The following is a 24,635-nucleotide window of genomic DNA, read 5'->3' on the forward strand; positions in this document are numbered from 1 at the left end:
TTCCCTGGCCTGGACATGAACTTCCCTGGCCTGGACATGAACGAATGGTTCGGGCTGGACATCCGCTTCACCGTCAACATGCCGCAGGACCTCACCATGGACCTCATGCTGCTGTCTGATGATGGGGCCATCCTCACCATCGATGACGTGGAGGTGATCAACAACGACGGCATCCATGCGGCTTATCCGCTGATGGAAACCGTGAAGCTGGCCAAGGGTTTGCGCAATTTCCGTGTGCGTTACTTTCAGGGGCCTGGCTACGGTCTCGCGCTGATCCTGGGTTGGAAGAAGCCGGACGGCAAGGACTACCAGTACATCCCCCGCCGGCTGCTCGGACGCCCGCCGGCCGCCGCTTCGGCCCCGGGATAGCACGATGCCGCGAGCTTGACCAGCGCACCGCTGGGTTACGCGCTGACCGCTGTGGTCAGCGTCCATCTGCCGGCTGCCCACCGCGACTCATGCTCGCTGCGTTTCTCGTAGGAGAACATGTCGATTTCAGATCGACCATCATCGGTCAGACCGATGATCGACCGCAGAAGTTCACTGCGCCGAGCTTGGATAAACCGAACGCTGTCCAGCGATGGCGGTCGCTGGCTTCGGCAAAGTGCCATCCAGCCTGTTGATCAGCACATTGTCGAAGTACGGCGTGCTGACCCGGTTCTGCGATGCGCCCGCCATCAGACCCGCCATGCCCTTCCCGTACAGCGTGTCGGTCGCACTCAGTACCGCTTTGCCATCGACGACGGCGGTGATGGTGGACCCGCTGAAACGCAGCGCCAACTTGTGCCACTGAGCTGGCGCGATGCCCGCTAACTGCGTCGTCGCGAGCACTTTTTCCCCGCCAGGACTGCTGTCGTTTTGCGCCTTGATCAAGGCCTGCTGCTCGGCGTCGCCTTCCAGCTTCTTCGGGTCAGCCTTGCCGCGAATGACCACCAACCGCAACTGCCCGCTGTCGTCCAGTTGCGCGAAGTAGCCCTTGGGGATGACACCGAAACCCGTGCCAACGTGGTTCACACGCCCCATCACGGCGGCCGTGTCGCCAGGCTGCAGATACACGTCGGTGCTGACTTCGTAGTCTTGCCAGGCGTCGTCACCCACGATGGTGTACGGCTGCCAGTCGGGCCCCCACGAGATCGTTGGCACTGGCGTCATCTGACGCAAGCAACGTCCTTTCCCCCCTGGACAAGCGGTCAACTCGAAGGCACCGCTGATGTCGGAGAAGTAGCGCGGCAAATAACCCCATTGCTTCGGATCGGCATATTGTTCGAAGGTCTCGTAATAGGGGAAGGGAAAAGCCTTGACCTCCGGGATCTTGTCGAAACCACCCTTGCGCTGCCCACGGGTGGTCGTCAGTGAATAGACAGCATGCGGATCGAGGGTGAGCGTCACGACACCATTGACCGGTTCGAGGTCATCCTGGCGTACGAAATGCTCCTTCTCATTGCTGCGCCAGACTGCCAGCTTGTTCGACGACAGGCCGCCGCCAATTTCGAAGCGGACCTGCTGCGGGGCCTTGGCGTCTTTGGTTTCAAGGATGATGCTGTAGTCGCTGGCTGGCGATTTCAGGGTGACATAAGTGCCGCCCGCCGTCAGGTCGCCACTGCCACCCTTGAGGTAGGTCCAGCCAATTTCGGTGAATTGGCCGTAATGGGCGTAACCCCAAAGCACGGGGTTGAGCTGGTAATGCGCACTCCAAGGCCAGTTGGCCCGTATGGCCGCTTCTTTCTCTCCGGAATACGGGGTCATGGTGTACAGGCCTGCAATGCCATACCAGTTGACGACCTTGGTGGCGCCGCTGCGAACAAAATTCTCGTTGAAACCCTGCACCATCGAGATCAGGCCGTCATAGCCCGCCTTGTACACGTGCTGCTCGGTATTCCAGATCGGCTTGTTGAGGCTTTCAGCCAACTCGCGCACCGATGCTGGCGTAAATGACGCGGGCGGATTGATATGGGCGCCGATGATGTCGATCGAGTCGCGCAAGTCTTTGTCCGTCAGCATGTCCTTCACAAAATTGAATTTCCAATCGTCCGGCCAGTTGTCAAAGGCGTGAATCTTTGTCGACTTGAAACCATTCGCTGTCAGGGTCGTGCGCAGCGCCTTGCTGAAGTCATAGCTCACGCCCTTTTCATTGCGAATTCCGATCGCGTCCAGCTCCAGCCCATACACCTGGCGCAAGCCCTGGAGCCACGTCACGTAGTAGTTGGCCGTGTCTCGTGAAAAGAAGTTGAGGTCGCCCTTGTCGTCGCTACCGGCTTGTTTTGCAAACACCGGACCCTGGTCGCCCAGCCATCCGGGCGCGCTCCAGGCGGTGGCATCAAGCGAGAGTTTCGGATTGCGCTTCTTGGCCTCCTGCATAACCCACCACATATAGCCGCGCGAATAATTCAAGTCATCGCGCTTGTGCATGTGGCTGAGCATGGAGCCCTGCGTAGAATTGCCGTCGCCGGGAATTTCGACGTACAGCGCGCTGACGGAAGCACCGAACCTGGGCTTGTAAATTAAATCAAGAATCTGGCTACGCTGGGGTTCTGGATAATCCTTCAACAAGACCGACGTGGCCCCGCCACCATCGACGACGCCGATGCCGTCAAAACGCTTCCCGCCCGCATCGCCTTGCAGCGTAATGCGCTGCTCTGGCGGTGATGCGAGCACGCCGTTGGATCCGATAATCAATAACAGAAATATAACTGGCAAGGAAAAACGGCCGCGCATAGGAAACTTCCACGAAATCGTCAGGCCGGGCTGAGGCCGGCAATTAAAAACAAATAAGCCTCGGGTGTTGGGAAGTTCGACTTCGTGTCGATCCGATGCCTACAGCTATTTTGAGAATTGCCAGTAATCGAACTTGAACAGTTCTTCGCCGGCCGCACCGCGGAATACGAAGAAAAGATCTTGGACGCCGGAGGCTCCAGAGATCTCGGCCAACTGCTGCTTCCATTCGCCGCCGGTTCCCGAGACCGGCAGGGTGCCGACCAACTGGCCGTCGAGCTTGCCCAGATGAATCTCGATCTTCCCCCCGCTGGCCTCCTTGGCCTTGGCCGTGCTGGAGAGGCTGGCCATGAAGGCGCGCGCGCCGGTCACGCCGAAATCGACATTTCGCACCTGGATGTAGGCGCCATCGTGGATGCCGCGCACGTTCTGGCCGCCGGCGCTGCTGGGTTCGATCTTGACGCCGGAAGACCAGGCGATGGTCTCGGCTTCGACTCGCTTGTAGGGATCGAGCGTGCCGACCGGTGCCGGCCCTTCCTTGGTTGGCTGCACCATCGGGACCGAGCCATCGGGGTTGAACTTCAACTCGTCGACGCACACGGAACGTTTGAAGCCATCGCCTCCCGGAAGCGCGGCGTTGTGATAGAAAAGGTAGGTCTTGCCCTTGTAATCGACCACGCCCGGGTGGTTGGTGAAGGCGCTCTGCGGGGCCATGACGGGGCCGCCGTAAGTCCACGGCCCTTGCGGTGTGGGGCCGGTGGAGTAGCCGAGAGGCTCAGGGAGCGGACCAGCGGCAAAAAACAGGTAGTAGCGCTCATTGCGCTTATAGAGCCAGGGGCCTTCTTCGTAAGACGTGCCGCGTTTTGCGTCCGCAGGGATGCGCTCGCCCAAGGCCTTGATGGTCATCGGATGCCGAATGAGGCCGTTCTCCCCGACGCTGGTGTCGTAGGAAATCATGTTCTTGTTCAGCTTCACCGACCACAGATTGGGATTGCCCCAGGCGAGATGGGCCTGGCCCTTGTCGTCGATATAAACGGTCGGATCGATACTGTCATACTGGCCGCCGATCAGCGGCTTTTTGAGGGGATCGGTGTAAGGCCCGAGGGGATTGTCGGCGACCAGCACGCCAATGCCCCGGCCTTGCAACGGAGCATAGAGATACCATTTGCCATCCCGCTCAATCACCTGGAGGGCCCAGGCGCCGTTGTCAAAACCATCCCCGCCTGAGATCTCCTTGGCGGCCCAGGGAAAATCCCGGAGGGAGGCGATGGCGCCATGCTGGGTCCAGTTCACCATGTCCGTCGTCGTGGCGAGCACCCAGTTCTTCATGTTGAAGTTACCTTTTTCCCCGACATCTTCGTCGTGGCCGGAAAACAGGTAGAGCGTGCCGTTATGGACGATGGGGGCCGGATCGGCCGTGTACATCGTTTGAATAACCGGGTTGAGCGCGAATGACGTCGCGGGCAGCAGAGCAAACACGGACAAGAGAACGACAGCGGAGAAGGTTGGTTTTTTCATGACGGGCGGAAATTGGGGGAAGTGGGAAATAAGGTCGCGCCGCGTCAGCGCCCGTCTTTCGCCCCTTGTCCGATTCGGTAATAGTCGAAGTCCACACGGCCGCCGGCGGTTTTGGTCGAGTAATAGAAGAGACCGAAGCGATAACCCATGAAGTGCTCCGGAAGGGTGTAGTGAAGAGCCGAGGGACGTCCGATGGGGGTCCAGGATTTGCCGTCGAGGCTGTAGGAGAAGCGGGCGACGTCAGGCGCGGGCAGAAATTCGCATTCGACCTTGAGGTGAACGGTTTTGCCGGAGAGGGGAACGGAGGCGATTTCCTCGGGATTGCCGGAGTCGGCGCTCACCATGACGAGAGATCGGGTGCCGCCGCTCATCTTTACGCCAACAAACCCATAGTCTTTCTGAAAAGCGGCGATGCCGGCCAGGTCGCCGTCTTTCATGCCACTCACGTCGATGCTCGTGGTGGCGAAACTGCTGGGGCCAAAGGTGCGCTGGGTGAGGGTGTTCGTGGCCTCCGGCAACGTGGAAACGACCCGGCTGGTGACGAGGCTCAGGTGGCCCGGGCGCTTGGTAAGCGACCAGTCACGCGGCTTGGGGTTGTGATTCCATTGCCAGGCGAGGGGCAGGTCGGGATCGCCGGGCCGGCGGTCGAATTCGTCGGAGGCGACGACGCCCGAGACGCCGGAGACGCCCTGTACGCCGGCGGGGATGTCGAGCGTCATGGGCGCCTTGCCGTTTTCGCCGAGCACGGGCCAGCCGTCCTTCCAGGTCACCGGCACGAGATAGGGAATGCGACCGACGGCGCCGTTGTCCTTGAAAAGATAGGCGTACCACTTGCCTTCGGGCGTGTCGATGAGGCCGCCCTGGGCGATGCCGCGGTCATCGAGCACGATGCGACCCTCGTAGGGACCGTCGATTTTGTCGGCGCGGTGGACGATGACGCTGCGCGCCCAGCGGCTCCCGGGCGAGGCGATGTTGACGAGGTAGTAGCGGCCGTTGATCTTGAAAAGCTGCGAACCCTCGCTGAGCCCGCCCAGGTCGGAGCCGAAGACGGCGTTGAGATTTTCGATGATGACCTTGTTCACGCCGCCGGGCTTGATTCCGGAGAGGTCGGGTTGCAGCTCGGTGAGCGTGATGCGACCGGCCCCCCAGAGCATGTAAACGCGACCGTCGTCGTCGAAAAACAGGCTGTGGTCATGCAGCGCTGGCTCGAAACTCGTCTCTTTCCACGGGCCGCGCTCCGGATCGCGCGTGGTGTAAATGTGGGTGCGTCCGCTGGTAGAGGCGAACGTCGAGACATAGAACACGCCGTTGTGGAAACGCAGGCTGCTGGCCCAGGAGCCGCGACCGTAGGCGGTTTTGCCGTTTTCGAGGCGCATGGCTTCGTTGTCGGCAAGGGTTTCATAGGCGTAGGAAGCCATGCTCCAGTTGACCAGGTCCGTGGACTTCATGATCGGGAGGCCCGGGCTCATGTGCATCGTCGTGCTGCTCATGTAGTAGGTCTTGCCGACACGGATGATGGCGATGTCCGGGACGTCGGCCCAGATGAGCGGGTTGTGGGCAGGAGCCGCCTGTGCAGCTGGTGCTGCCTGTGCAGCCTCGGCCGCCGGAACGACCTGAGACGCGACGGAGAGCACGAGGGCCATCAGCATGGGAAAGATCGGGCGGTTCATGAGACGCGCGGGAGAGCCGGCGGAACGGCGGCCCAGGCTGCCAGCGTGTGTGTTCATGTTTTGTCTCTGGAGTAGTTATTGCGAGTCCAGCGCCGTAAAGGCAGCAGCAACGGCCTGAAGCAGCGCACGGCGCGACGGCGAGGAAGCGTCAGCTGCGGCGACGGAAATCTCGTTCTTCTTTATCGCTCAGATCCGGGGGCGGCTTCAGGGTCGCAGACCTCACTTGCGCTCGAAGCGCCAGTGATCGAACTCAAACATCGTCGGCTCGCCTTGACCCCTGAAGATGAGGTAGAGGTCGTGCACGCCCGTGGCGCCTGAGACCGGCACGCTTTGCTGCTGCCACTGATCCCGGCCGCCGGTGCGGGCCACCGTCAGGGTGCCAAGATGGGGACCTTCGACGCTGTCGAGCCGCAACTCGATCTTGCCGCCGTCCATTTCGCTGGCCACGTTGGCGACGAAGCGTGATGCGCCCTTGCTGCCAAAGTCGACGCCGTTGACCTTGATGTAGCTCAGATCGGTGATGCGCGTGACATACATGCCGGCCTTGTCACTGCGCGCGGTCTTGATGCCAGGCGCCCAGTCGAACGGGCGATCCCGATCCCGCTTCACGCGGGACGTCCAGGCCATGGTCTCGGCCTCCACGCGTTCGTAGGGCGACAAGGGTTTGAGCGGAGCGACGCCGACGTTGTCCCACCAGGGGAGCATGTTGATGGTGCCGTCCGCGTTGTAGTCGAACCGGGTCACGGTGACGGAGCGGCGTTCGCGATGGATGGGCGTGTCGGCAAAGTTCAGCCGGTAGTTGAACCCGAACAGGTAGGACCCACCCATGTAGTCGATGATGCCCGGGTGGTTGCCAGTCGAGTTGGTGTTGTGGTCCATGATGTCGCCCTTGTAGACCCAGGGGCCGGTGGGCTTGTCGCTCATGGCGTAGCCAATGCCTTCGGGGCAGCAGGCCGATGCGTAGGCCATGTAGTACTTGCCCTGGCGCTTGTAGAACCAGGGGCCTTCCTGGTAGTTCCCCGGCTTGGAGTCGATCTGCTTGATCTCGCCCGAGTAGGAAATCATGTCCTTGTTCAGCTTGACGTACCAAAGATGGGGATTGCCCCAATACATATAGGCCTGACCGTCGTCATCGACAAAGACCGTGGGATCGAAGTAGCCGTTGGCCTTGTCGATCAACGGCTTGCCCAAGGCATCCTTGAAGGGGCCTTCGGGCCGGTCGGCCACGGCGACGGCAATCACGCTCTTGGGCCAGCCCTGCACACTCACCGACGCGTAAAGGTAGAACTTGCCGTCGCGCTCGACCACCTGGGAAGCCCAGGCATCGTTGTCCTGCACCGCCCAGGGGAAGGTGGCCAACGACGCCACGACGCCCTTGTCGGTCCAGTTCGACATGTCGGTCGACGCGTAGAGCCGCCAGTTGCGCATCTTGAAGTCGCGGGCGTCGTCCTCGTCCTGCCCGGTGTAGAGGTAGACAACCCCCTTGTGCACCAACGGTGCCGGATCGGCGGTGAAGCTGGTCTGGACGACGGGGTTCTCGGCCTGGCTCGGCTGCGGCCAGACGCAGGCCTGGACAAGCGCCAGGAGCGCAAGCACGCGCGCAATCATGGGAAACCTCGATTCGGAACGATGCGGAGCGGCGAAACGGCCATCCGCTGGGAAAACTACGGGCGATTTCGACCCATGCCGCATGGCGCTTCACCTTTCAGGTTGATCAGTCCGAGCTGACGCCAGTGGGCGTGCAGCAGATGGTTTTTATCGTGCCCGCATGAGCTCAAGATGCGCCAGGGATCAGCCCAGCATCTTGAGCAGCATGCGATGGTGCTGCGGCATGCGCGCCACCGAGGCTTCGATGGCCTTGCGACGCTGGTCCAGCGCCTGCGTGGCGCGCTCCGGCGAAATCTCCGCGAAGACCGGATCGTTGCGCTCCGGCCAGTGCTCCATGCCGGCGTGGATGGCCAGCCAGCTGGTGGCGTCGAACCCCTCTTCGTCGTACTCATGCAGCACGCCGTAGCGACGCCACAGCTCCATCCGGAAGGCCAGCGTCTCTGGCAGCTCCATCGATGACACGTGCCGCCACAGCTCGCTGTCGCGGCGGCGGGTCAGGCAGTAGTGCAGGATGATGAAGTCGCGGATGCGCGCGAAGCGGCGAGCCGCGCCGTCGTTGAACAGGGCCCGGTCGTTCTCGTCCACCGGCCGGCCGGCGGGATGGTGGCGGTGCCGCCACAGCTCGCTGTCGCGCCGCCACAGCTCGCTGTCGCGGCGGCGGGTCAGGCAGTAGTGCAGGATGATGAAGTCGCGGATGCGCGCGAAGCGGCGWGCCGCGCCGTCGTTGAACAGGGCCCGGTCGTTCTCGTCCACCGGCCGGCCGGCSGTCAGCAGGGTCATGAGRCGGCTGATGCCGTCCTGGATCAGGTAGATGCTGGTGGACTCSAGCGGCTCCAGGAAGCCSGAGGACAGGCCGATGGCGACGACGTTGTGCACCCAGAAGCGCTCGCGGTGGCCGGTGGTGAAGCGCARCARCCGCGGCTCGCCGAGCGGCTTGCCGTCGAGCCGGGCCAGCAGYTGTTCGCGGGCACGGTCGGCGTCGATGAAGCGGCTTGAGAAGACGTGGCCATGACCGGTGCGGTTCTGCAGCGGGATGCGCCACGCCCAGCCCCCTTCCAGCGCCGTGGCYTGGGTGTACGGGGCCAGTTCCTCGCCAACCCGCTCCGTGGGGCAAGCCCAGGCGCCGTCGACGGGCAGCCAGTGGCTGAAGTCGACGAAGGGCTCTGCCAGCGCCTGGCCCAACAACAACGAACGAAAACCCGAGCAGTCGACGAACAGGTCRCCYTCGATGCGCCGGCCGTCCTCCAGCTGCACGGCGGCCACGCCACCATCGGCACGGCGGGACACGTCGGTGATGCGTCCCAGCGTGTGGCGGGCRCCGCGCTGCACGGCCARTTTGCGCAGGAAGGCGGCGTACTGAACAGCATCGAAGTGGTAGGCGTACTTGAACTGCGCCTGCTCGTCGGGCAGCACGAAGCGGCCCTTCATCGCCATCACCGTCGGCACGCACTGCACGCCCAGCGGGTCGAAGTGGTAGGCGTACTTGAACTGCGCCTGCTCGTCGGGCAGCACGAAGCGGCCCTTCATCGCCATCACCGTCGGCACGCACTGCACGCCCAGCGGYTCGGYCAGCCCCATGCGGCGGTGCTGGCCCCACAGCGTCTGCGAACCGAACAGGTTGCCGAAGTGGCCGAAGGTGTGGAAGTAGTCCTTGCCCACGTCCAGCCAGTCGCAAAAGCGGATGCCCAGCTTGTAGGTGCCGTTGGTGGCGCGCAGGAAATCGCGCTCGTCKATGCCGATCAGCTGGTTGTAGTTGCGGATGGAYGGGAAGGTGGCTTCGCCCACGCCGAYGATGCCGATSTCCTCGGACTCGACCACCTCGACGGCGGCGCGGCCCTTCAGCCCGGTGACCAGCGCCGCGGCCACCATCCAGCCGGCGCTGCCACCGCCCACGACGACGATGCGAGCAATTTTCTGCGTCATAGAGACTCTGCCAAGTTCTTGGGCGCCATCAATGATCTGCGCCGACGTCCATCATTTCCATCTCTGGCCACGCGGCGCCGACCCACGCAAGTGGGCATGCCGCCCGGACAGTCCGTCCAGGCGGCATGCAGTTACGCCGCGTCAGGGACCGCGTCAGCCCTGCTGCAAGTTCTTCCGCCGCCCGCAACGCGCGAGCGGCTATGATCTGCGCCGACGTCCATCATTTCCATCTCTGGCCACGCGGCGCCGACCCACGCAAGTGGGCATGCCGCCCGGACAGTCCGTCCAGGCGGCATGCAGTTACGCCGCGTCAGGGACCGCGTCAGAACTCGTAGCGTGCGCTCATTGAGTAGCTGCGGCCAGGGTAGAACCACGCACGCCCCATCGTGCCGATGTGCTGCTGCTGCGTCTGGCGGACGATGACGTTGTTCAGGTTCGTCATGTTGAGCGACATACTGAACTGGTCGCTGAACCTGTAGTTCATGCCCGCGTCCCACTGGCCGAACGCCTCCTGCCAGGTCGGCAGGCCCCAGCCCACATCCCGGGCACCCGGGCGCGTCGGGTCCGCGCTCGTCGCATCATCGCCGCGCGTGCCATTGGCATCCGCCCCCTGCAGCACCCGGCTATGCCAGTTGTAGGCCAGCCGTGCCGAAAACGGGCCGCGGTCGTACATCAAGACGAAGTTGGCCGCGTTCTTGGCCATGTAGGGCAGCGGCAGATCGTTGAACGGCACGCCGTTGGTGTCGCAGCCGAACAGGTGCAAGGTGCCATTCGTCTGCGTCCTGCCCGCATCGCAATAGGGGTTGTAGATCTGCTTGTACAGGCTTTGCTTGGCGTCGATGTAGGTGTAGTTGGCCGACACGCCGATGCCCTTGGCCCACTCCGGCAGCACGCCGTCCAGGAAGGGCAGCTTGTCCAGGTAGGTCATGCCCGCAACTTCCAGGCCGCTGACCTTGGCTTTGCCCACGTTGGCAGGACCCGTGACCGAGAAAATCTGCGGATTGCCACCCACACTGTTGTAGGTGCGGCTGTAAGAGGTGTTCATGATGACGTCCTTGACATCTTTATGGAACACCGTGCCCGTGATGGACTGGCCGTCACGCGGGTACCACTCCAGCGCCAGGTCATAGCTGTTGGCCGTGATCGGCTTGAGCTTGACGTTGCCAGAGTTCTCGCCACGGTAGGAGACCCTCTGGTTGATGGCGTCGTAGTCCTGCCACAGCTTGATGTACTCGCCAAGTTGGTTGAAGCCGGGTCGGTTCATGCTCTGGGCCATCGCCAGGCGAGCCTGCAACCTGTCGGTGAAGTTCATCTTCAGGTTGAGCGACGGCAACACCTTGACGAATTCGTTCTGCACGTTCAGAGGCCCTCCGAGCTGGTCGAAGCGCGGCAGATCGGGCGGCGTCTGCGAGTTGTATTGCGTCTGGAAAGCTGTGTAGCCGTGCGAGACGTCGCGGGTCAGCACGACACGCACACCGGCGTTGCCTTCGATCGGGAACTTCAGGTCGTCGAAGCCGAAGCGCAGCGTGGCGTAGACCGCGTCGGTCTGTTCGCTGTGCGTGCTGGTCTTTTCCGGGTTGCCGTCGAAAACCAGCTCCTGGAAGTTCTGATAGTCCTTCGCGTAGTCGCACGTGATGTTCATGGTGGGGAACAGCGCCTTGCCATCCAGGCATTGCTGGTAGCGGTAATCGTTGGCCAGCGTCTTGTATGTGTTCGGGTAGTCGCGCACGGCACCGATCGTCGGCATGACGATGTTCGGCAGCTTGCCCGCCTTGCCGCCATAGAAGTTGCTGAAGTTGAACACTTCGACCGGCACGGTCTGGTAGCGCGGGTCGCTCATGTAGCCGAAGCTTCCGCGTGATTGCCAGTCGAGCCCATCGGTGACCGCAGGCGGCTTGCCGGGCGTGGAGGTCTGCTTGACGGCCCAAGGATCGGAAGTGGACGTCCAGGTATTGCCCGTGGCGTCGTAGTGGCGTGCCACGCGATAGGTGGCTCTCACGCCGACACGGATGTCACGCAGGATGGGGTTGTCCTCGAAACGGTAACGCGCGTCGGCCTTCCAGGCGTAGAGGTCGGCATCGGCCTTGCTCATGCCCGGCATGACCAGGTTCCAGTAATAGTTCTTCGGGTCGGCCAGGAAATCCGTGGCGGTCTGGTCGAACCCGATGCGCACCGGACTCTTTCCGGACACGTCGATGCCCATGCTCGGCACGTAGGTGCCCAGCTGCATGTTGCGGCCGATCGAATCGTTCTTCGCATGAACCCATTGGACGTCGTTCTGCACCAGCCACTGGTCGTTGATGGCCCACTTGAAGTTCCACGCCAGTTCACCGGTTTTCGAATTGCTCCGATTCCAGCCGCGCGAGACGTTGAAGCCCAGGCCGCCATCGGCAAAGGTGTTCGCCCCGAGGCCCCCGCTGGGGTAGGTGTAGAGGCCAGAGGTCAGCACGTTGTTGGCGTCGTACGTCGCATTCTTGATCACCGACTTGTACGGGTTCTCCACTCCGGTGTAGATGCCCTGCTCGCTGCCCGTCTCCCGTGCGCCCGACAGGAAATAGGTCAGCGACGAGTCCATCCTGTCCTTCTTCCACTGCAGCGCGGCGTAGAAGCCGGCACGTTCGGTGTCGCCGGTGTTGTTCCGGAACGAGGCCGATTTCGGCGCCCAGGCCACCTTGCCGGCGATCAGGTCGGTCCGCGGGAAGTAGGCATCCAGCTGGATGCTCTCATTCTGGAAGCTGGAGTGGTTGTAGGAGAGGTCCAGCAGCACGCCGACGCGCCCGATGTCCGTATTCCATTGGGTGGTGTACAGCCCCGACACGCTGGGCGAATTCTTGCCCGAGCGCTGCACGTAGTTGTTGCCTGCCGACAGGTAGGCCTTCGTTCCTTTGTAGTCAAAGGGCAAGGCTGTGCGCAGGTTCACTGTGCCGCTGACGCCGCCTTCGATGATCTCGCTGGAGGGGTTCTTGTAGACGTCCACGCCGGCCATCAGCTCTGGCGGGATGTCACCCCAGCTCAGCTCGCGGCCCGGCCAACCGGCCGAGAACGACTCGCGGCCATTCAGCACCGAAGAACCCCAGCTGAGGCCCCGCACGCTGATGCCCGAGCCTTCGACGGAGAAGTGCTCCGGGTCGCCACGCGACTTGTTGCGGTCGATGACGACGCCCACGACGCGCTGCAGCACTTCCGTGATCGACTTGTCCGGCAGCTTGCCGGCCTCTTCCGCGACGACCGAGTCGACGATTTCCTCGGCGTTTTGCTTGATCTTCTGCGCCGACTGCAGCGCTGCGCGCTGCCCGGTGATGACAACGGTTTCCAGGTTTGCCGGCTTTTCAGCCGCCGTCTGTGCCATTGCGGCGCTGCCGACGGTCAGCAGCATCATGTGGACCATGCCGCGATGGATGGCCGTGGTGCGGAACTGTTTTTTCATGGTGTCTCCGTATTCCTTCGATGTGTCCGGCGGCAGCTGGCTTCAGCGCTGCCGCGTGCCCCGGCACCGAATGCCGAGGCCGCCCCTCGCGATGCTGGTGTCACCGCCCCGATCAACACGGGGCCGGTCGCTGACACGCAACGCCGCTCGCGGCCTGGGTTACTGGATGGTGATGGCGCCCTTGATGGTCAAGTCGGACGCGTAGATGCCCGCGGTTTTCTTGTCCACGTTCGCGTCCATCAACCAGAAGCGCGTGCGCACGACGTTGGAGGACTGCAGCAGCGTCGCAGCCGAGGCGCGCGAGGCCGCCATCTTGTCCAGGGCCGCCTTGAACGCGGCGGCGTTGACGGGGGCGCCCGTGCTGTCAAAAGGGTTCGGCAGCTTGCGCACGTCGTCGTCAAGCGACGCCGTGGTGACGCCCGACAGGCCGCAGGCATCGGTCACCGCGAAGTTGTCAAGCGGCACGCCGTAGCTGAGCAACCCCGGCAATGGGGCCCACACCAAGGTGCTCAGCCTGACGTTGCAGCCGTTGTTGCGCTTGCCCAGGTCCAGGTGCACGACGATGGGCTTGTTCGACGAGTAGAGATCAAGGCCCAAGCCCATGGTGAAGCCCAACGCCTTCTCGGTGGTTACCTGCAGTCCACCCACCGTGTCGCCCGACGAATTGAAGCCACTCAGGCCAGGCGCAAAGATGTCGATGCGGTTGAAGCCGTATTGCCAGCCGCCGGTGAACATGGTGTCCGGGATATGCAGGGCCGAATCGAGCGTGGAGCCATCGGTGGAGACCTTGCTGTAGCACCAGTCGCCCGCGCTCGCATCGCACCACTCCCAGCCAGCGTTGAGCGCGCTGTCCCACGGGTTCACCCAGACGTTGCCGCCCTGCTTGGTGACTAGGTTGTTCATTGTTCCGCGACCACCTCCCGGCGCGAAGCCGTCGGCAATGAGCAGCGGGTCGACGGCGATATAGCGCTGCGTCGTCGTCTCCTTGTAGCTCTCATTGCCGGCTTGCTTCGCCGACACCGCGCAGGAGCCCTTGGCCAGCAACTGGAGCGTGCTGCCGCTGACGGTACAGACCGCAGGCGTGTCGCTGGAGAAAGTGACCGGCAGCCCTGAGCCCGAGGTCGCGCTGAGCGCGATGGACTTCGTTGCCGCGCTGAGGACGTAGTCCGGCGGGGTGAAATCAACCACCTGCGCATGCTTCAACACATTGAACAGCTGGCTCGCATCGTCGGCAGCGGCCCATTGGGTGCCATCCGAACCGGCCCCGCCGGGCTGGCTGGCGATGACCAGGCACTCACCCGCGGCCACCAGCGTCAGCTTGTCACCAGCGACCGTGCAGGTGGTGGGTGTGCCGGTTCGGAAGCTGACCGGCAGCCCGGATGTGGCCGTGGCTGACAAAGTCGTCGGGGGATTCAGCAGCGTGCCGCCTATGGCGCCACCCGGATATTTGAGAGTTATGACCTGGTAGCGGCCCTCTGAGCCGCCACCGCCACCGCCACCGCCACCGCCACCGCAGGAGGCCAGAAAAGCGCAAGCCGCAATAACGGTCAACTTCCGGGCCTGCGGAACCATCTTTTTCGTCACTTTATGTCTCCTGTTCTGAAATAACTGGGCACCCGGCTGCAGAACTTGCTCTGCAGCGACGCTGCTCCTTGAGATCGGCTCGCCCCGCCTCACTGACGGCGACTTGGTTCGGTCGTTGCACCAACTATTGGCCGGTGAGAGAAAGCCGCCCGTTGCGTCTTTGTCACCCTGTTCCAAGGCTGGCGAGCGCACCATGAACCGCGCCGTCTGTCAGAAATGCTTTCCGATGCCTGCGCCAAGCGTACAACTGGTAAGACCAAAGAGACATAGGGCAAACTCCCGGACAGACCAGATCTGTTTTTTTTTGGAGACTTTTTGTGCGAAATCGTCCACTTCAGCGGATCGTCATCGTCGGCGGCGGCAGCGCCGGCTGGATCACCGCCGCCCCGCTGGCGCGGATGCTGTGCCGGCCTGACCAACCGGATCAGCATTGCGAGGTGACGCTGGTGGAGTCGGCGGACATCGGCACTGTGGGGGTCGGCGAAGCGACGTTGCCAACCATCCAGTTCTACAACCAGCTTCTGGGAATCGACGAGGCAGACTTCGTCCGCAGCACGCGCGCCACCTTCAAGCTCGGCATCGAGTTCCAGGACTGGGGCCGGATCGGCAATCGCTTCTTCCACGGCTTTGGCGGCTTTGGCCCAGCCATCCACAACCGACCGCTGTGGGCCTATTGGCTCCGTCTGCAGGCGCTGGGAGACCAACTCCCCTCCTACGAGGAATGGTCGACTGCGACGGTGATGGCCCGGCAGATGCGTTTTGTGCCGCCGACGCCCGGCGAGCCGTCGCCTTCCAATGCCTTCGACTACGCCTTTCACTTCGATGCATCGCTGTACGGTGCCTACCTGCGCGAGTACGCCCTCAAGCATGGCGCCAAGCGCGTCGAGGGCACCATCACGCGCGTCGAGACGCGGCCCGAAGATGGTTTCGTGGCGGCACTGCACCTGAGCGACGGGCGCCGGGTGGAGGGCGATCTCTTCATCGACTGCTCCGGCTTTCGCGCCCTGCTGATCGACGGTGCGATGAAGTCGCCCTATGAAGACTGGAGCCGCTGGCTGCCCTGTGATCGCGCGCTGGCCGTGCCCTGCGAGCGCGCCGGCCCCATGACGCCCTACACGCGGTCGACCGCACGCACGGCCGGATGGCAATGGCGAATCCCGCTGCAGCACCGCACGGGCAACGGGCTGGTCTATTGCAGCGGCTACCTGAGCGATGACGAGGCGCAGCGCACGCTGCTGGACAACCTGGACGGCAAGGCCCTCGACGAGCCTCGGCAACAGCGCTTTGTCACTGGGCGACGCAAGCAGGGCTGGGTGAAGAACGTGGTGGCCATCGGCCTGTCGTCCGGCTTCCTGGAACCGCTGGAATCCACCAGCCTGCATCTCATCATGGACGCCGTCAGCCGCCTGACGGCCATGCTGCCTGACCAGTCGTTCCAGCCGGCACTGGCCGACGAGTTCAACCGGCAGATGGCTTATCGCTACGAGTCCGTGCGCGACTTCATCATCCTTCACTACAAGCTGGGCGAGCGGCGCGACAGCGAGTTCTGGCGCTACTGCGCCGACATGCCCATTCCCGACGATCTCGCCCACCAGATCGACCTGTTCCGCAAGACCGGCCGCGTCGCCGTGATCGAGCCGGAAGGCTTTGCCGAACCGTCGTGGGCGTCGATCCTGCTGGGCCTGGGCGTCTATCCCGAGAGGTACGACCCGTATATCGACCTGGTGGACCCGCAGCTGATCCGCCGGCACCTTCATTCGGTGCACAGCTCGATCTCGCGCACGGTGGCATCCATGCCGTCGCACGCGGACTTCCTGGGCAGGATCTCCGCCCCGCCGAAGGCCTGACGCGCGTGGCGCCCCCGACGAGGGGCAGCCCCGGTCTTTGCGTCGAAGTCACCCGTCGCCGCGCAGGCTGCCTCGTCAGCCGCTGCGCTGGCCTGTCGCATCATCTCGGCCGCGCCGGCACGGGTTGAACACACTGCGGTCGTCCCTCCCAAACTGAAAGGAAGAACCGATGGACTACCGAGCCCTTTTGACCATTCCACTGGTTGCCTTGGTGCTGACCGCCAGCGGTGCCGAAACGCTGCGCCAGCCGACCGGCTGGGTCTCCTTTGCCGGTTGGGATGGACTCAACAGCCCGACGCACGAAGCCGGCGTGGCCCCCGAGACGGAGAACAGCAGCCAGCGCGCCCTCACCGTCAAAGCCATCGGCGAGCGCAAGGCCCACCAGATCGGCAGCATCTTCCAAGGACTCACGGGGTATGCGGACCGACGCATACGCTTTTCCGCGCAGGTGAAGACGGCTGGCGTCGATCAGTGGGCCGGGCTCGTGGTCGGTTCGGGCATCCATCCGTTTTATCACGTGCCGGACCTCCAGGAAGTCGAAGCCGGAGCCGTGGCGCCACGCGGCGCTGCCGGCTGCCCAGATTGGTGTGATGTGAGCGTCGTGGCCGACATCTCCGCGGCAAGCGGTGGCATTGCCACCGTCGGCCTGGCCCTGATCGGCAACGGCCAGGTCTGGGCGCGCGGGTTCAAGCTGGAGATCGTCGGGCGAGAAGTGCCGGTCACCACCCACCGCTTTGGCGCCGAGGCAGCTGCCCTGAACAAGGCCAACGGGGAGTGGGTCGAGAAGCAGATGCGCAATTGGGGCGCCACGCCACCGCAAAACCTGTCGCTGCAGTAACGACGCGCAGGCTGCCCTTCCATCAGAACCCTCTCCAAGGCACCGAACATGGACTACCGCACTCTTTTTCTCGCCCCGCTGGCCGCTATCGTGCTCAGCGTCGGCGCCGCCACCCCGCCGCGCATGCCCTCTGGCTGGCTTGCCCACAACACATTCATCTTCTCCGAAGCCACGCTGTCGGCTTCGAACGGCTATGAAGTCGGCATCGATCCCGCCAGCGACGCAGTCGGTAGCCCCAACTTGACGGTCCGCTTCGTGGCACCAACCGAGCCTTGGGTCGTCGACATGGGTGCGGCGCACCAGTCCCTGTATGGCTACGCGGGCAAGCGGCTGCGCTTCAGCGGCCAGTTGCGGGCCGACGCTGTGAAGGGATGGGCCGGGCTCTTTCTCGGCCAGGGCGATGTGATCCTGCTGAACCGGATCGTGGTGGCCCAGCCCGGTGCGGAAGCGCTGCTGCCCGCTGGCATGGCGGTCGCGAGCGATGGGGACTGGCATGACGTCAGTGTCGTGTTCGACGTGCCAGCCGACGCACCGCAAGTCATCCTCGGCCTCGGCTTGGTCGGTGAGGGCCAGGTCTGGGCCCGCAACCTGCAGTTCCAGGTCGTCGGCAACGAGGTGCCGACGACCACGACGAAGATCGGCGTCGACCTGCAGTCGGCGCGCCGTGCCGATGCAGAGCACATGGCGGAGATGGCGAAAAAGCCGCCCTCGCCGCTGCTGAACGCGGCGCTGGACTGAAGGCTGGCCATGCCACGCCCGCCGCTGCGCCGCGCCTTGCTTCCTGCCCTCCTCCCCGCCCTACTGTTCTGGGCGGCTTGGGCCCTGTTGCACTGGATCTGGCCCTACGCCCGCTGGCTGGCCCCGGCCGCCCAACTCTGGCTGGCCTACAGCGCCGCCTGGTTCACGCTCAACTGGCGCTGGTGGCCGCTGGCGGTGCCGCTGGCCGCCGCTCTGGGCGCCGCGGCGGGGACGTTGCTGCTGCCGGCCGTCGACCTGGCGCAATGGCAGAACCCGCTGGCGATGTGGCGGCCCTGGCTGCCGGCCTTCGCCTTCGCGCTGCTGATGCATCTGCCGGCCCGCTGGTGGCGCTGGCGTGAGGAGCAGGCCTTGGCGCTGCGCCTGGCGCACGCCGAACACACCGCGGCGATGGCCGAGCTGTCGCGCCAGGTCAGCCTGACCGAACTGAAGGCGCTGCAGGCCCAGGTCGAGCCGCATTTCCTGTTCAACGCGCTGGCCAGCCTGCAGCAGCTGATCCGCAGCCAACCGGCCACGGCCGAGCGCTTTCTCGGTGAGCTGCACGACTACCTGCGCCTGGCCCTGCCCTCGCTGCGCGAGCCCATGAGCACGCTGGAGCGCGAGTTCGAGCTGGCATGCGCCTACCTCACGGTGATGTCCACACGGCTGGGCGAGCGCCTGCGCTTCGGCCTGGACGTCCAGCCCGGCTGCGAAGACCACGAACTGCCACCGCTGATGCTGCTGACGCTGGTGGAGAACGCGGTGCGCCACGGCATCGAGCCCAAGCCGCAAGGCGGGCGCATCGAACTCGACGCTCGGCGCGAGGGCGAGCGCCTCATGCTGGAGGTGCGCGACGATGGCGTGGGCCTGCAGGCGGCTGAGTCGGGGCCGGTCAACGGTCAGGGCCTGGGCCTGGCCAATGTGCGTGACCGCCTGGCTGGCCTGTACGGCGAGGCGGCGCGCTTGAGTGTTCAACAGCGTTCCACGGGCGGCGTCTGCGCGCGCATCGAGCTGCCCTGGAACATTCCCGAGACCCGATGAAGCACCCCACCGCTCTCCTGATCGAAGACGAAGCCTTGCCACGCCAGCGCCTGCGCGAGGGCCTGGCCGAGCTGTGGCCGCAGCTGCAAGTGCTGGCCGAGGCCGAGGACGGCGAACGCGGCCTGGCCCTGGTGCTGGAACTGCGGCCCGACATCGTCTTCGTCGACATCCGCCTGCCCGGGCTGGACGGCCTGCAGCTGGCGCGGCGCATCAAGGGCCTGTGCCACATCGTCTTCGTCACCGCCTACGACGCGCACGCGGTGACCGCCTTCGACCAGGGCGCGGTGGACTACCTGCTCAAGCCGCTGGCCACCGAGCGCCTGCGCGAGACGGTGCAGCGCCTGCAGCAGCGCCTGCAGTTGCCGCCGGCCGAGTTGGCGCGCTGGTTGCAGCAGTGGGCGCCACCCTCCTTGCCATCCAGCGCCCCTGCCGTGCCCAGCGCGCCGCTGCGCTGGCTGCAGGCTTCACAGGGCGAACGTTTGCACCTTGTGATGGTGGCGGATGTGAGCCATTTCCGCAGCGACAACAAGTACACCTGCGCCTTCACCGCGGAAGGCGAATACCTGCTGCGCCTGTCCTTGCGCGAACTGCTGCAGCAACTCGACCCGGAGCAGTTCTGGCAGATTCACCGCGCCGTCGTCATCAACGTGGCCCACGTCGCGCGTGTGGACCGCAGCCTGGGCAGCATGGAAGTGCTGCTCAAGGACGGCAAGACGAGGTTGCCGGTGAGCCAAAGCTTCCAACCCCGGTTCAAGCCGATGTAGCGCGCAGTGTCGGCACACGCCGGCGGCCTCATTTGCTGGACGGAAACGCAAACGCCGCGTTTTCGCGCACGCCCGACGACGGCCAGCGCTGAGTGATCTGCTTGCGGCGCGTGTAAAAGCGCACCGCGTCCGGGCCGTAGGCGTTCAGGTCGCCGAACAGCGACCGCTTCCAGCCGCCGAAGGAGTGATACGCCACCGGCACCGGCAGCGGCACGTTGACACCCACCATGCCGACCTGGATGTGGTCAGTGAAGTGCCGCGCCGTCTCGCCGTCGCGCGTGAAGATGCAGGTGCCGTTGCCGTACTCGTGCGCGTCGATCATCGCCATCGCCGCCTGCAGGCTGTCGACGCGGACGATGCCGAGTACGGGGCCGAAGATCTCTTCCTCGTAGATGCGCATGCCGGGCGTGACGCGGTCGAACAGGCAGGGGCCGAGGAAGTAGCCGGCCTCGTGCCCGGCCACCGTCAGCCCGCGGCCGTCGACGACGAGTTCAGCGCCCTCTTCCACGCCTTGATCGACATAGCCACGCACCTTCTCCAGATGCGCCTTGGTGACCAACGGTCCCATGTCGCAGCCGGCCTCGCGGCCCGAGCCGATCTTCATGCGGGCCATCTCGGCGATGAGCTTCTCGCGCACGGCATCGGCCGTCGCATCGCCCACCGCGACGACCAGCGGGATGGCCATGCAGCGCTCGCCGCAGGAGCCGAAAGCCGCGCCCATCAGCGCCGTGACGGCGTTGTCGATGTCGGCGTCGGGCATGACGACGGCGTGGTTCTTCGCGCCGCCCAGCGCCTGCACGCGCTTGCCGTGCCTGGTGCCGGTGGCGTAGATGTATTCGGCAATCGGCGTCGAGCCGACAAAGCTGATGGCCTGCACGCGTGGGTCGGTCAGAAGCGTGTCCACGGCCTCCTTGTCGCCGTTGACGACGTTCAGCACGCCCGGCGGCAGGCCGGCGTCCTGGGCCAGCTGGGCGATGAACAGCGTGCTGCTCGGGTCGCGCTCGGACGGCTTCAGGATGAAGGTGTTGCCGCAGGCCACGGCCATGGGCCACATCCACAGCGGCACCATGGCCGGGAAATTGAACGGCGTGATGCCGGCGCAGACACCCAGCGACTGGAACTCCGACCAGGCGTCGATGCCCGGGCCGACGTTGCGACTGTGCTCACCCTTCAGCAGCTCGGGCGCATAGGTCGCGTACTCGACGTTCTCGATGCCGCGCTGCAGTTCGCCCAGGCTGTCGGCCAGCACCTTGCCGTGCTCGTCGGTGATGAGGCGGCAGATGGTGTCGGCATGCGCTTCGAGCAGCTCCTTGAAGCGGGTCAGCACGCGGGCGCGCTTGAGCGGCGGCGTGTTGCGCCAGGCAGGGAATGCGGCTTGCGCGGCGGCTATTGCCGACTCGACGGTGGCACGGTCCGCCAGGCGGACCTGCGCGCCGACCTTGCCGGTGGCGGGGTTGAAGACGTCGGCCGAGCGGCTGCCGCCGTCGACCTGCTGGCCGTTGATGAGATGGGTGATCACGGGATGTTTGGGAGTAAAAGTTCAGAGAGTCGCGTCGAAGCAGTCGCCTAAAGCGGAGACCAGCGAGTCGATCTCGGCGGGCGTGCTGATGAAGGGCGGCGCCATCTGGATGGTGTCGCCGCCGTAGCGCACGTAGAAGCCCTTGGCGTACATGGCCATCGCGATGTCGAAGGGGCGCTTGGCGGGCTCGCCGGGCAGCGGCGTGACGGTGATGCCGGCGGCCAGACCGAAGTTGCGGATGTCGGCCACATGCTTGGCGCCCTTCAGGCCATGCACGGCCGTCTCGAACATCGGCGCCAGCTCCTTCACGCGCTGCAGCGCATGCTCGCGCTCCAGCAGGTCCAGCGAGGCGAGGCCGGCCGCGCAGGCGACCGGGTGGGCCGAGTAGGTGTAGCCGTGCGGGAACTCCAGCATGTAGTCGGGCCCGCCCTGGGCCATGAAGGTGTCGTGGATCTCCTGCTTGGCGACGACGACGCCCAACGGCTGCACGCCGTTGGTGATCTGCTTGGCGGCGGTCAGGATGTCGGGCGTCACGCCGAAGGCCTCGGCGCCCGTCCACGCGCCGGCGCGGCCGAAGCCGGTGATAACTTCGTCGAAGATCAGCAGGATGTTGTGCGCGGTGCAGATCTCGCGCAGCCGCTGCAAGTAGCCGACCGGCGGGATGACGACGCCGGCCGAACCCGAGAACGGCTCGACGATGACGGCGGCGATGTTGCTCGCGTCATGCAGTGCGATCAGTTGCAGCAGTTCGTCGGCCAGGGCCGCGCCCATCGGCCCCTCCTGTGGCGGCATGCCCTTGAAGAAGCTGCCGTTGGGCGGCTGCGTGTGCGGCAGGTGATCGGCCTCCACGCCTTGGCCGAAGGTCTTGCGGTTGCCCACCATGCCGCCGACCGAGATGCCGCCGAAGTTGACGCCGTGGTAGCCCTTGGCGCGGCCGATCAGCCGCGTCTTGCCCGCCAGGCCCTTGGCACGCCAGTAGGCCCGCGCCATCTTCAGCGCCGTGTCGGCGGACTCCGAGCCCGAGCCGGTGAAGAACACGCGGTTCAGCCCCGCAGGCATCTTCTCGACGATCTTGTTGGCCAGCTCGAAGGACAGCGGGTGGCCGAACTGGAAGGCCGGCGAGTAGTCCAGCTCGCGCGCTTGGCGGCTGACGGCGTCGACGATCTCCGTTCGCCCGTGGCCCAGGCCTGTGCACCACAGGCCCGACAGGCCGTCGAAGATCTGCCGGCCGTCGTCGGTCCGATAGTAGGCGCCGGCGGCGCCGGTCAGGATGCGGGGGTTGGCCTTGAACTGCCGGTTGCCGGTGAAGGGCATCCAGTGGGCGTCCATCCATCCTGCGGGTCGGTCGGCGGTCTGAGTCATGGCTGCTCGTGCGAGTGGTTTGCGCCGCATCGTGCCCGGGCCAATGCTTGTAGACAATGACAACATCGCCATGTCTACTTGCCGGTCAATGAAACCAAACGACGCACGTCTTCCGGGCCAGATTGCCGATGTGGACCTGCGCCTGCTCAGGGTCTTCAAGGCCGTCGTCGAATGTGGCGGCATGGCGGCGGCGGAGCTGGAGCTCAACGTCGGCATGCCGACCATCAGCCGGCAGATCAAGGACCTGGAGGAGCGCCTCGGCCTGGTGCTGTGCCGCCGCGGCCGCGCCGGGTTTGCGCTGACGGCCGAGGGCGCCGAGCTCTACGCGGCGGCGCTGCAACTGCTGTCCGCCACCACCGATTTCCGCGCCCGGCTGGAGGAGATCCACCACCAGATCGGCGGCGAGCTGCACCTGGCGCTGTTCGAGAAGACCGTCAGCAATCCCGCCTGCCACATCGACCGCGCGCTGGCGCAGTTCAACGAGACGGCACCGGGCGTGAAGCTGCACATCCATGTCGGCACCATCACCGACATCGAGCAGGGCGTGCTGTCGGGCCAGTTCCAGGTCGGCGTCATCCCGGAGCATCGAAGGTCGGAGAGCCTGGCCTACCGGCCGCTGTTCGGCGAGCAGATGCACCTCTACGCCGGCAGCAGCCACCCATGGTTCAAGGCCGACCACCGCTGGAGCTGGGCGGACCTGAGAGGCCAGCAACTGGCGGGCCTGGGCTACCACTCGCCCAACCTGGTGCTGACGCACCGACAAAAGCTGGAGCGTGCGGCCACGGCGTCCGACCAGGAAGGCGTCGCCACGTTGATCCTGACCGGCTGCTTTGTTGGCTTCCTGCCCGACCATTACGCCCAGCCCTTTGTCGACGCCGGCCGCCTGCGCGCCGTGTCCGTCGATGAGCTGAGTTATGACTGCAGCTTCGCCTGCATCTACCGCCACGACCCCGCACCCACCCGGGCTGCGGCAACCCTCGTGCAGGCGCTCGAAGCGGCTCACGCCTGAGGAAGCGGCGACTACCATCCCGCTCCTGCCTTCACCGCCATCTTCAGCGGCCTCGCGCCCTCCATCTCGCATGAGCCACACGCCCGATTCCTCGCGATACGACCGCCAACCCTATCGCCGCAGCGGGCGCAGCGGTTTGCTGCTGCCGACCTTGTCGCTCGGCCTGTGGCACAACTTCGGCGACGTCGACCGTTACGACAACGCCCGCACGATGCTGCTGGGCGCCTTCGACCGCGGCATCACCCACTTCGACCTCGCCAACAACTACGGCCCGCCGCCGGGCTCGGCCGAGCTGACCATGGGCCGCGTGCTGCGCGAGGACCTGCAGGCCCACCGGGACGAGCTGATCATCTCGACCAAGGCCGGCTATCGCATGAACCCGGGCCCCTACGGTGAATGGGGCTCGCGCAAGTACATGCTCGCCAGCCTGGATGCGAGCCTGAAGCGGCTCGGCCTGCCCTATGTCGACATCTTCTATTCGCACCGCCCCGATCCCGACACCCCGCTGGAAGAAACGATGGGCGCGCTGGACCAGGCCGTGCGCAGCGGCCGGGCGCTGTACGTTGGCCTGTCCAACTACTCGGCCGCGCAGACCCGCGAAGCCAGCGCCATCCTGCGGCGGCTGGGCACGCCCTGCGTCATCCACCAGCCGCGCTACAGCATGCTGGACCGCCACGTCGAGGGTGGCCTGCTGGAGGTGCTGGCCGAAGAAGGCATCGGCTGCATCGCCTTCTCGCCACTGGCCCAGGGCCTGCTGACGGAGAAATACCTCTCGTCCATCCCTGCCGACTCACGCGCCGCGCTGGGCGGCTTCCTGAAGCCCACCGACATCACGCCGGGACGGCTGGCGGCGTTGCGCGCGCTCAAGGCACTGGCGGATGCGCGTGGGCAGACGCTGGCGCAGCTGGCCCTGACCTGGGTGCTGAGGCAGCCCGGCATGACGTCCATCCTGGTTGGCGCCAGCCGGCTGGGCCAGATCGACGACGCTCTCGGCATCGTCTCGGCAGCGCCACTGACCGATGCGGAGCTGGCGGCGGTCGACTCCGCGCTGGCGCTCGAGAAGGCCGCCGGCTGAGGC

17 protein-coding genes are annotated in these 24,635 nt (G+C 64.9%); 8 read left to right on the plus strand and 9 right to left on the minus strand.

Translation table 11 applies throughout. The features are described 5' to 3' along the window. A partial coding sequence (locus ASC91_RS24840) for a PA14 domain-containing protein (RefSeq protein WP_235532097.1) occupies nucleotides 1-369 on the plus strand: 369 nt, incomplete at its 5' end. Between the two features lie 171 nt (nucleotides 370-540). Here the strand turns inward: ASC91_RS24840 and ASC91_RS24845 are convergent. The 7 genes from ASC91_RS24845 to ASC91_RS24875 all read right to left on the minus strand — a co-directional run bounded on the left by ASC91_RS24845 (nucleotide 541) and on the right by ASC91_RS24875 (nucleotide 14,637). Continuing rightward, on the minus strand, nucleotides 541-2,715 hold the full coding sequence (locus tag ASC91_RS24845; RefSeq protein WP_056203670.1) for a galactosylceramidase: 2,175 nt from the start codon (nucleotides 2,713-2,715) through the stop codon (nucleotides 541-543). A gap of 105 nt (nucleotides 2,716-2,820) precedes the next feature. Next, nucleotides 2,821-4,230 (minus strand): glycoside hydrolase family 43 protein, encoded by a 1,410-nt coding sequence (locus ASC91_RS24850; protein WP_056203673.1) that lies wholly within the window; start codon nucleotides 4,228-4,230, stop codon nucleotides 2,821-2,823. Between the two features lie 44 nt (nucleotides 4,231-4,274). Next, nucleotides 4,275-5,957, minus strand: a complete 1,683-nt coding sequence (locus tag ASC91_RS24855) for a glycoside hydrolase 43 family protein (protein ID WP_200955337.1) — start codon at nucleotides 5,955-5,957, stop codon at nucleotides 4,275-4,277. A 162-nt stretch (nucleotides 5,958-6,119) separates the two neighbouring features. Further along, a complete protein-coding gene (locus ASC91_RS24860) occupies nucleotides 6,120-7,496 on the minus strand; it encodes a glycoside hydrolase family 43 protein (RefSeq protein WP_235532098.1) in 1,377 nt (458 codons plus the stop codon). Nucleotides 7,497-7,691: 195 nt separating this feature from the next. Next, nucleotides 7,692-9,431, minus strand: a complete 1,740-nt coding sequence (locus tag ASC91_RS24865) for a tryptophan halogenase family protein (protein ID WP_056203678.1) — start codon at nucleotides 9,429-9,431, stop codon at nucleotides 7,692-7,694. Nucleotides 9,432-9,753: 322 nt separating this feature from the next. Next, a complete protein-coding gene (locus ASC91_RS24870; RefSeq protein ID WP_056203680.1) occupies nucleotides 9,754-12,858 on the minus strand; it encodes a TonB-dependent receptor in 3,105 nt (1,034 codons plus the stop codon). A 159-nt stretch (nucleotides 12,859-13,017) separates the two neighbouring features. Beyond that, nucleotides 13,018-14,637: a hypothetical protein gene (locus ASC91_RS24875; protein WP_162247863.1), complete on the minus strand. Its 1,620-nt coding sequence runs from the start codon at nucleotides 14,635-14,637 to the stop codon at nucleotides 13,018-13,020. A 122-nt stretch (nucleotides 14,638-14,759) separates the two neighbouring features. On the opposite strand from ASC91_RS24875, the gene ASC91_RS24880 reads away from it, so the two are divergent. The 5 genes from ASC91_RS24880 to ASC91_RS24900 all read left to right on the plus strand — a co-directional run bounded on the left by ASC91_RS24880 (nucleotide 14,760) and on the right by ASC91_RS24900 (nucleotide 19,667). Further along, nucleotides 14,760-16,289: a tryptophan halogenase family protein gene (locus tag ASC91_RS24880; RefSeq protein WP_056203685.1), complete on the plus strand. Its 1,530-nt coding sequence runs from the start codon at nucleotides 14,760-14,762 to the stop codon at nucleotides 16,287-16,289. 169 nt (nucleotides 16,290-16,458) lie between these two features. Then, entirely contained in the window at nucleotides 16,459-17,127 is a 669-nt protein-coding gene (locus tag ASC91_RS24885; protein WP_056203688.1) for a hypothetical protein, read from the plus strand. 48 nt (nucleotides 17,128-17,175) lie between these two features. Next, entirely contained in the window at nucleotides 17,176-17,865 is a 690-nt protein-coding gene (locus ASC91_RS24890) for a hypothetical protein (protein ID WP_056203693.1), read from the plus strand. A 9-nt stretch (nucleotides 17,866-17,874) separates the two neighbouring features. Next, nucleotides 17,875-18,903, plus strand: coding sequence for a sensor histidine kinase (locus ASC91_RS24895; protein ID WP_056203695.1), 1,029 nt, complete (start codon nucleotides 17,875-17,877; stop codon nucleotides 18,901-18,903). Further along, nucleotides 18,900-19,667 carry a LytTR family DNA-binding domain-containing protein gene (locus ASC91_RS24900; protein ID WP_056203698.1) on the plus strand — a complete coding sequence of 256 codons (768 nt, stop codon included), beginning with the start codon at nucleotides 18,900-18,902 and terminating at the stop codon, nucleotides 19,665-19,667. Before ASC91_RS24895 ends, ASC91_RS24900 begins: the two co-directional genes overlap by 4 nt. 28 nt (nucleotides 19,668-19,695) lie before the next feature. Here ASC91_RS24900 and ASC91_RS24905 read toward each other — a convergent pair whose 3' ends face one another. Together ASC91_RS24905 and ASC91_RS24910 are read right to left on the minus strand one after the other, a co-directional pair. Next, the gene (locus ASC91_RS24905; protein ID WP_056203701.1) at nucleotides 19,696-21,186 is read right to left on the minus strand and encodes a CoA-acylating methylmalonate-semialdehyde dehydrogenase; all 1,491 of its coding nucleotides are present in this window, start codon (nucleotides 21,184-21,186) and stop codon (nucleotides 19,696-19,698) included. A 21-nt stretch (nucleotides 21,187-21,207) separates the two neighbouring features. Beyond that, on the minus strand, nucleotides 21,208-22,548 hold the full coding sequence (locus ASC91_RS24910) for an aspartate aminotransferase family protein (protein ID WP_235532099.1): 1,341 nt from the start codon (nucleotides 22,546-22,548) through the stop codon (nucleotides 21,208-21,210). 88 nt (nucleotides 22,549-22,636) lie between these two features. Here ASC91_RS24910 and ASC91_RS24915 point away from each other — a divergent pair, with 88 nt between their 5' ends. Then, entirely contained in the window at nucleotides 22,637-23,557 is a 921-nt protein-coding gene (locus tag ASC91_RS24915) for a LysR family transcriptional regulator (RefSeq protein WP_157282080.1), read from the plus strand. A gap of 70 nt (nucleotides 23,558-23,627) precedes the next feature. Further along, on the plus strand, nucleotides 23,628-24,632 hold the full coding sequence (locus tag ASC91_RS24920; protein WP_056203707.1) for an aldo/keto reductase: 1,005 nt from the start codon (nucleotides 23,628-23,630) through the stop codon (nucleotides 24,630-24,632). Nucleotides 24,633-24,635: the final 3 nt, after the last annotated feature.

Origin of the sequence: Pelomonas sp. Root1237, assembly GCF_001425055.1 — a bacterium.
GTDB lineage: Bacteria > Pseudomonadota > Gammaproteobacteria > Burkholderiales > Burkholderiaceae_C > Pelomonas.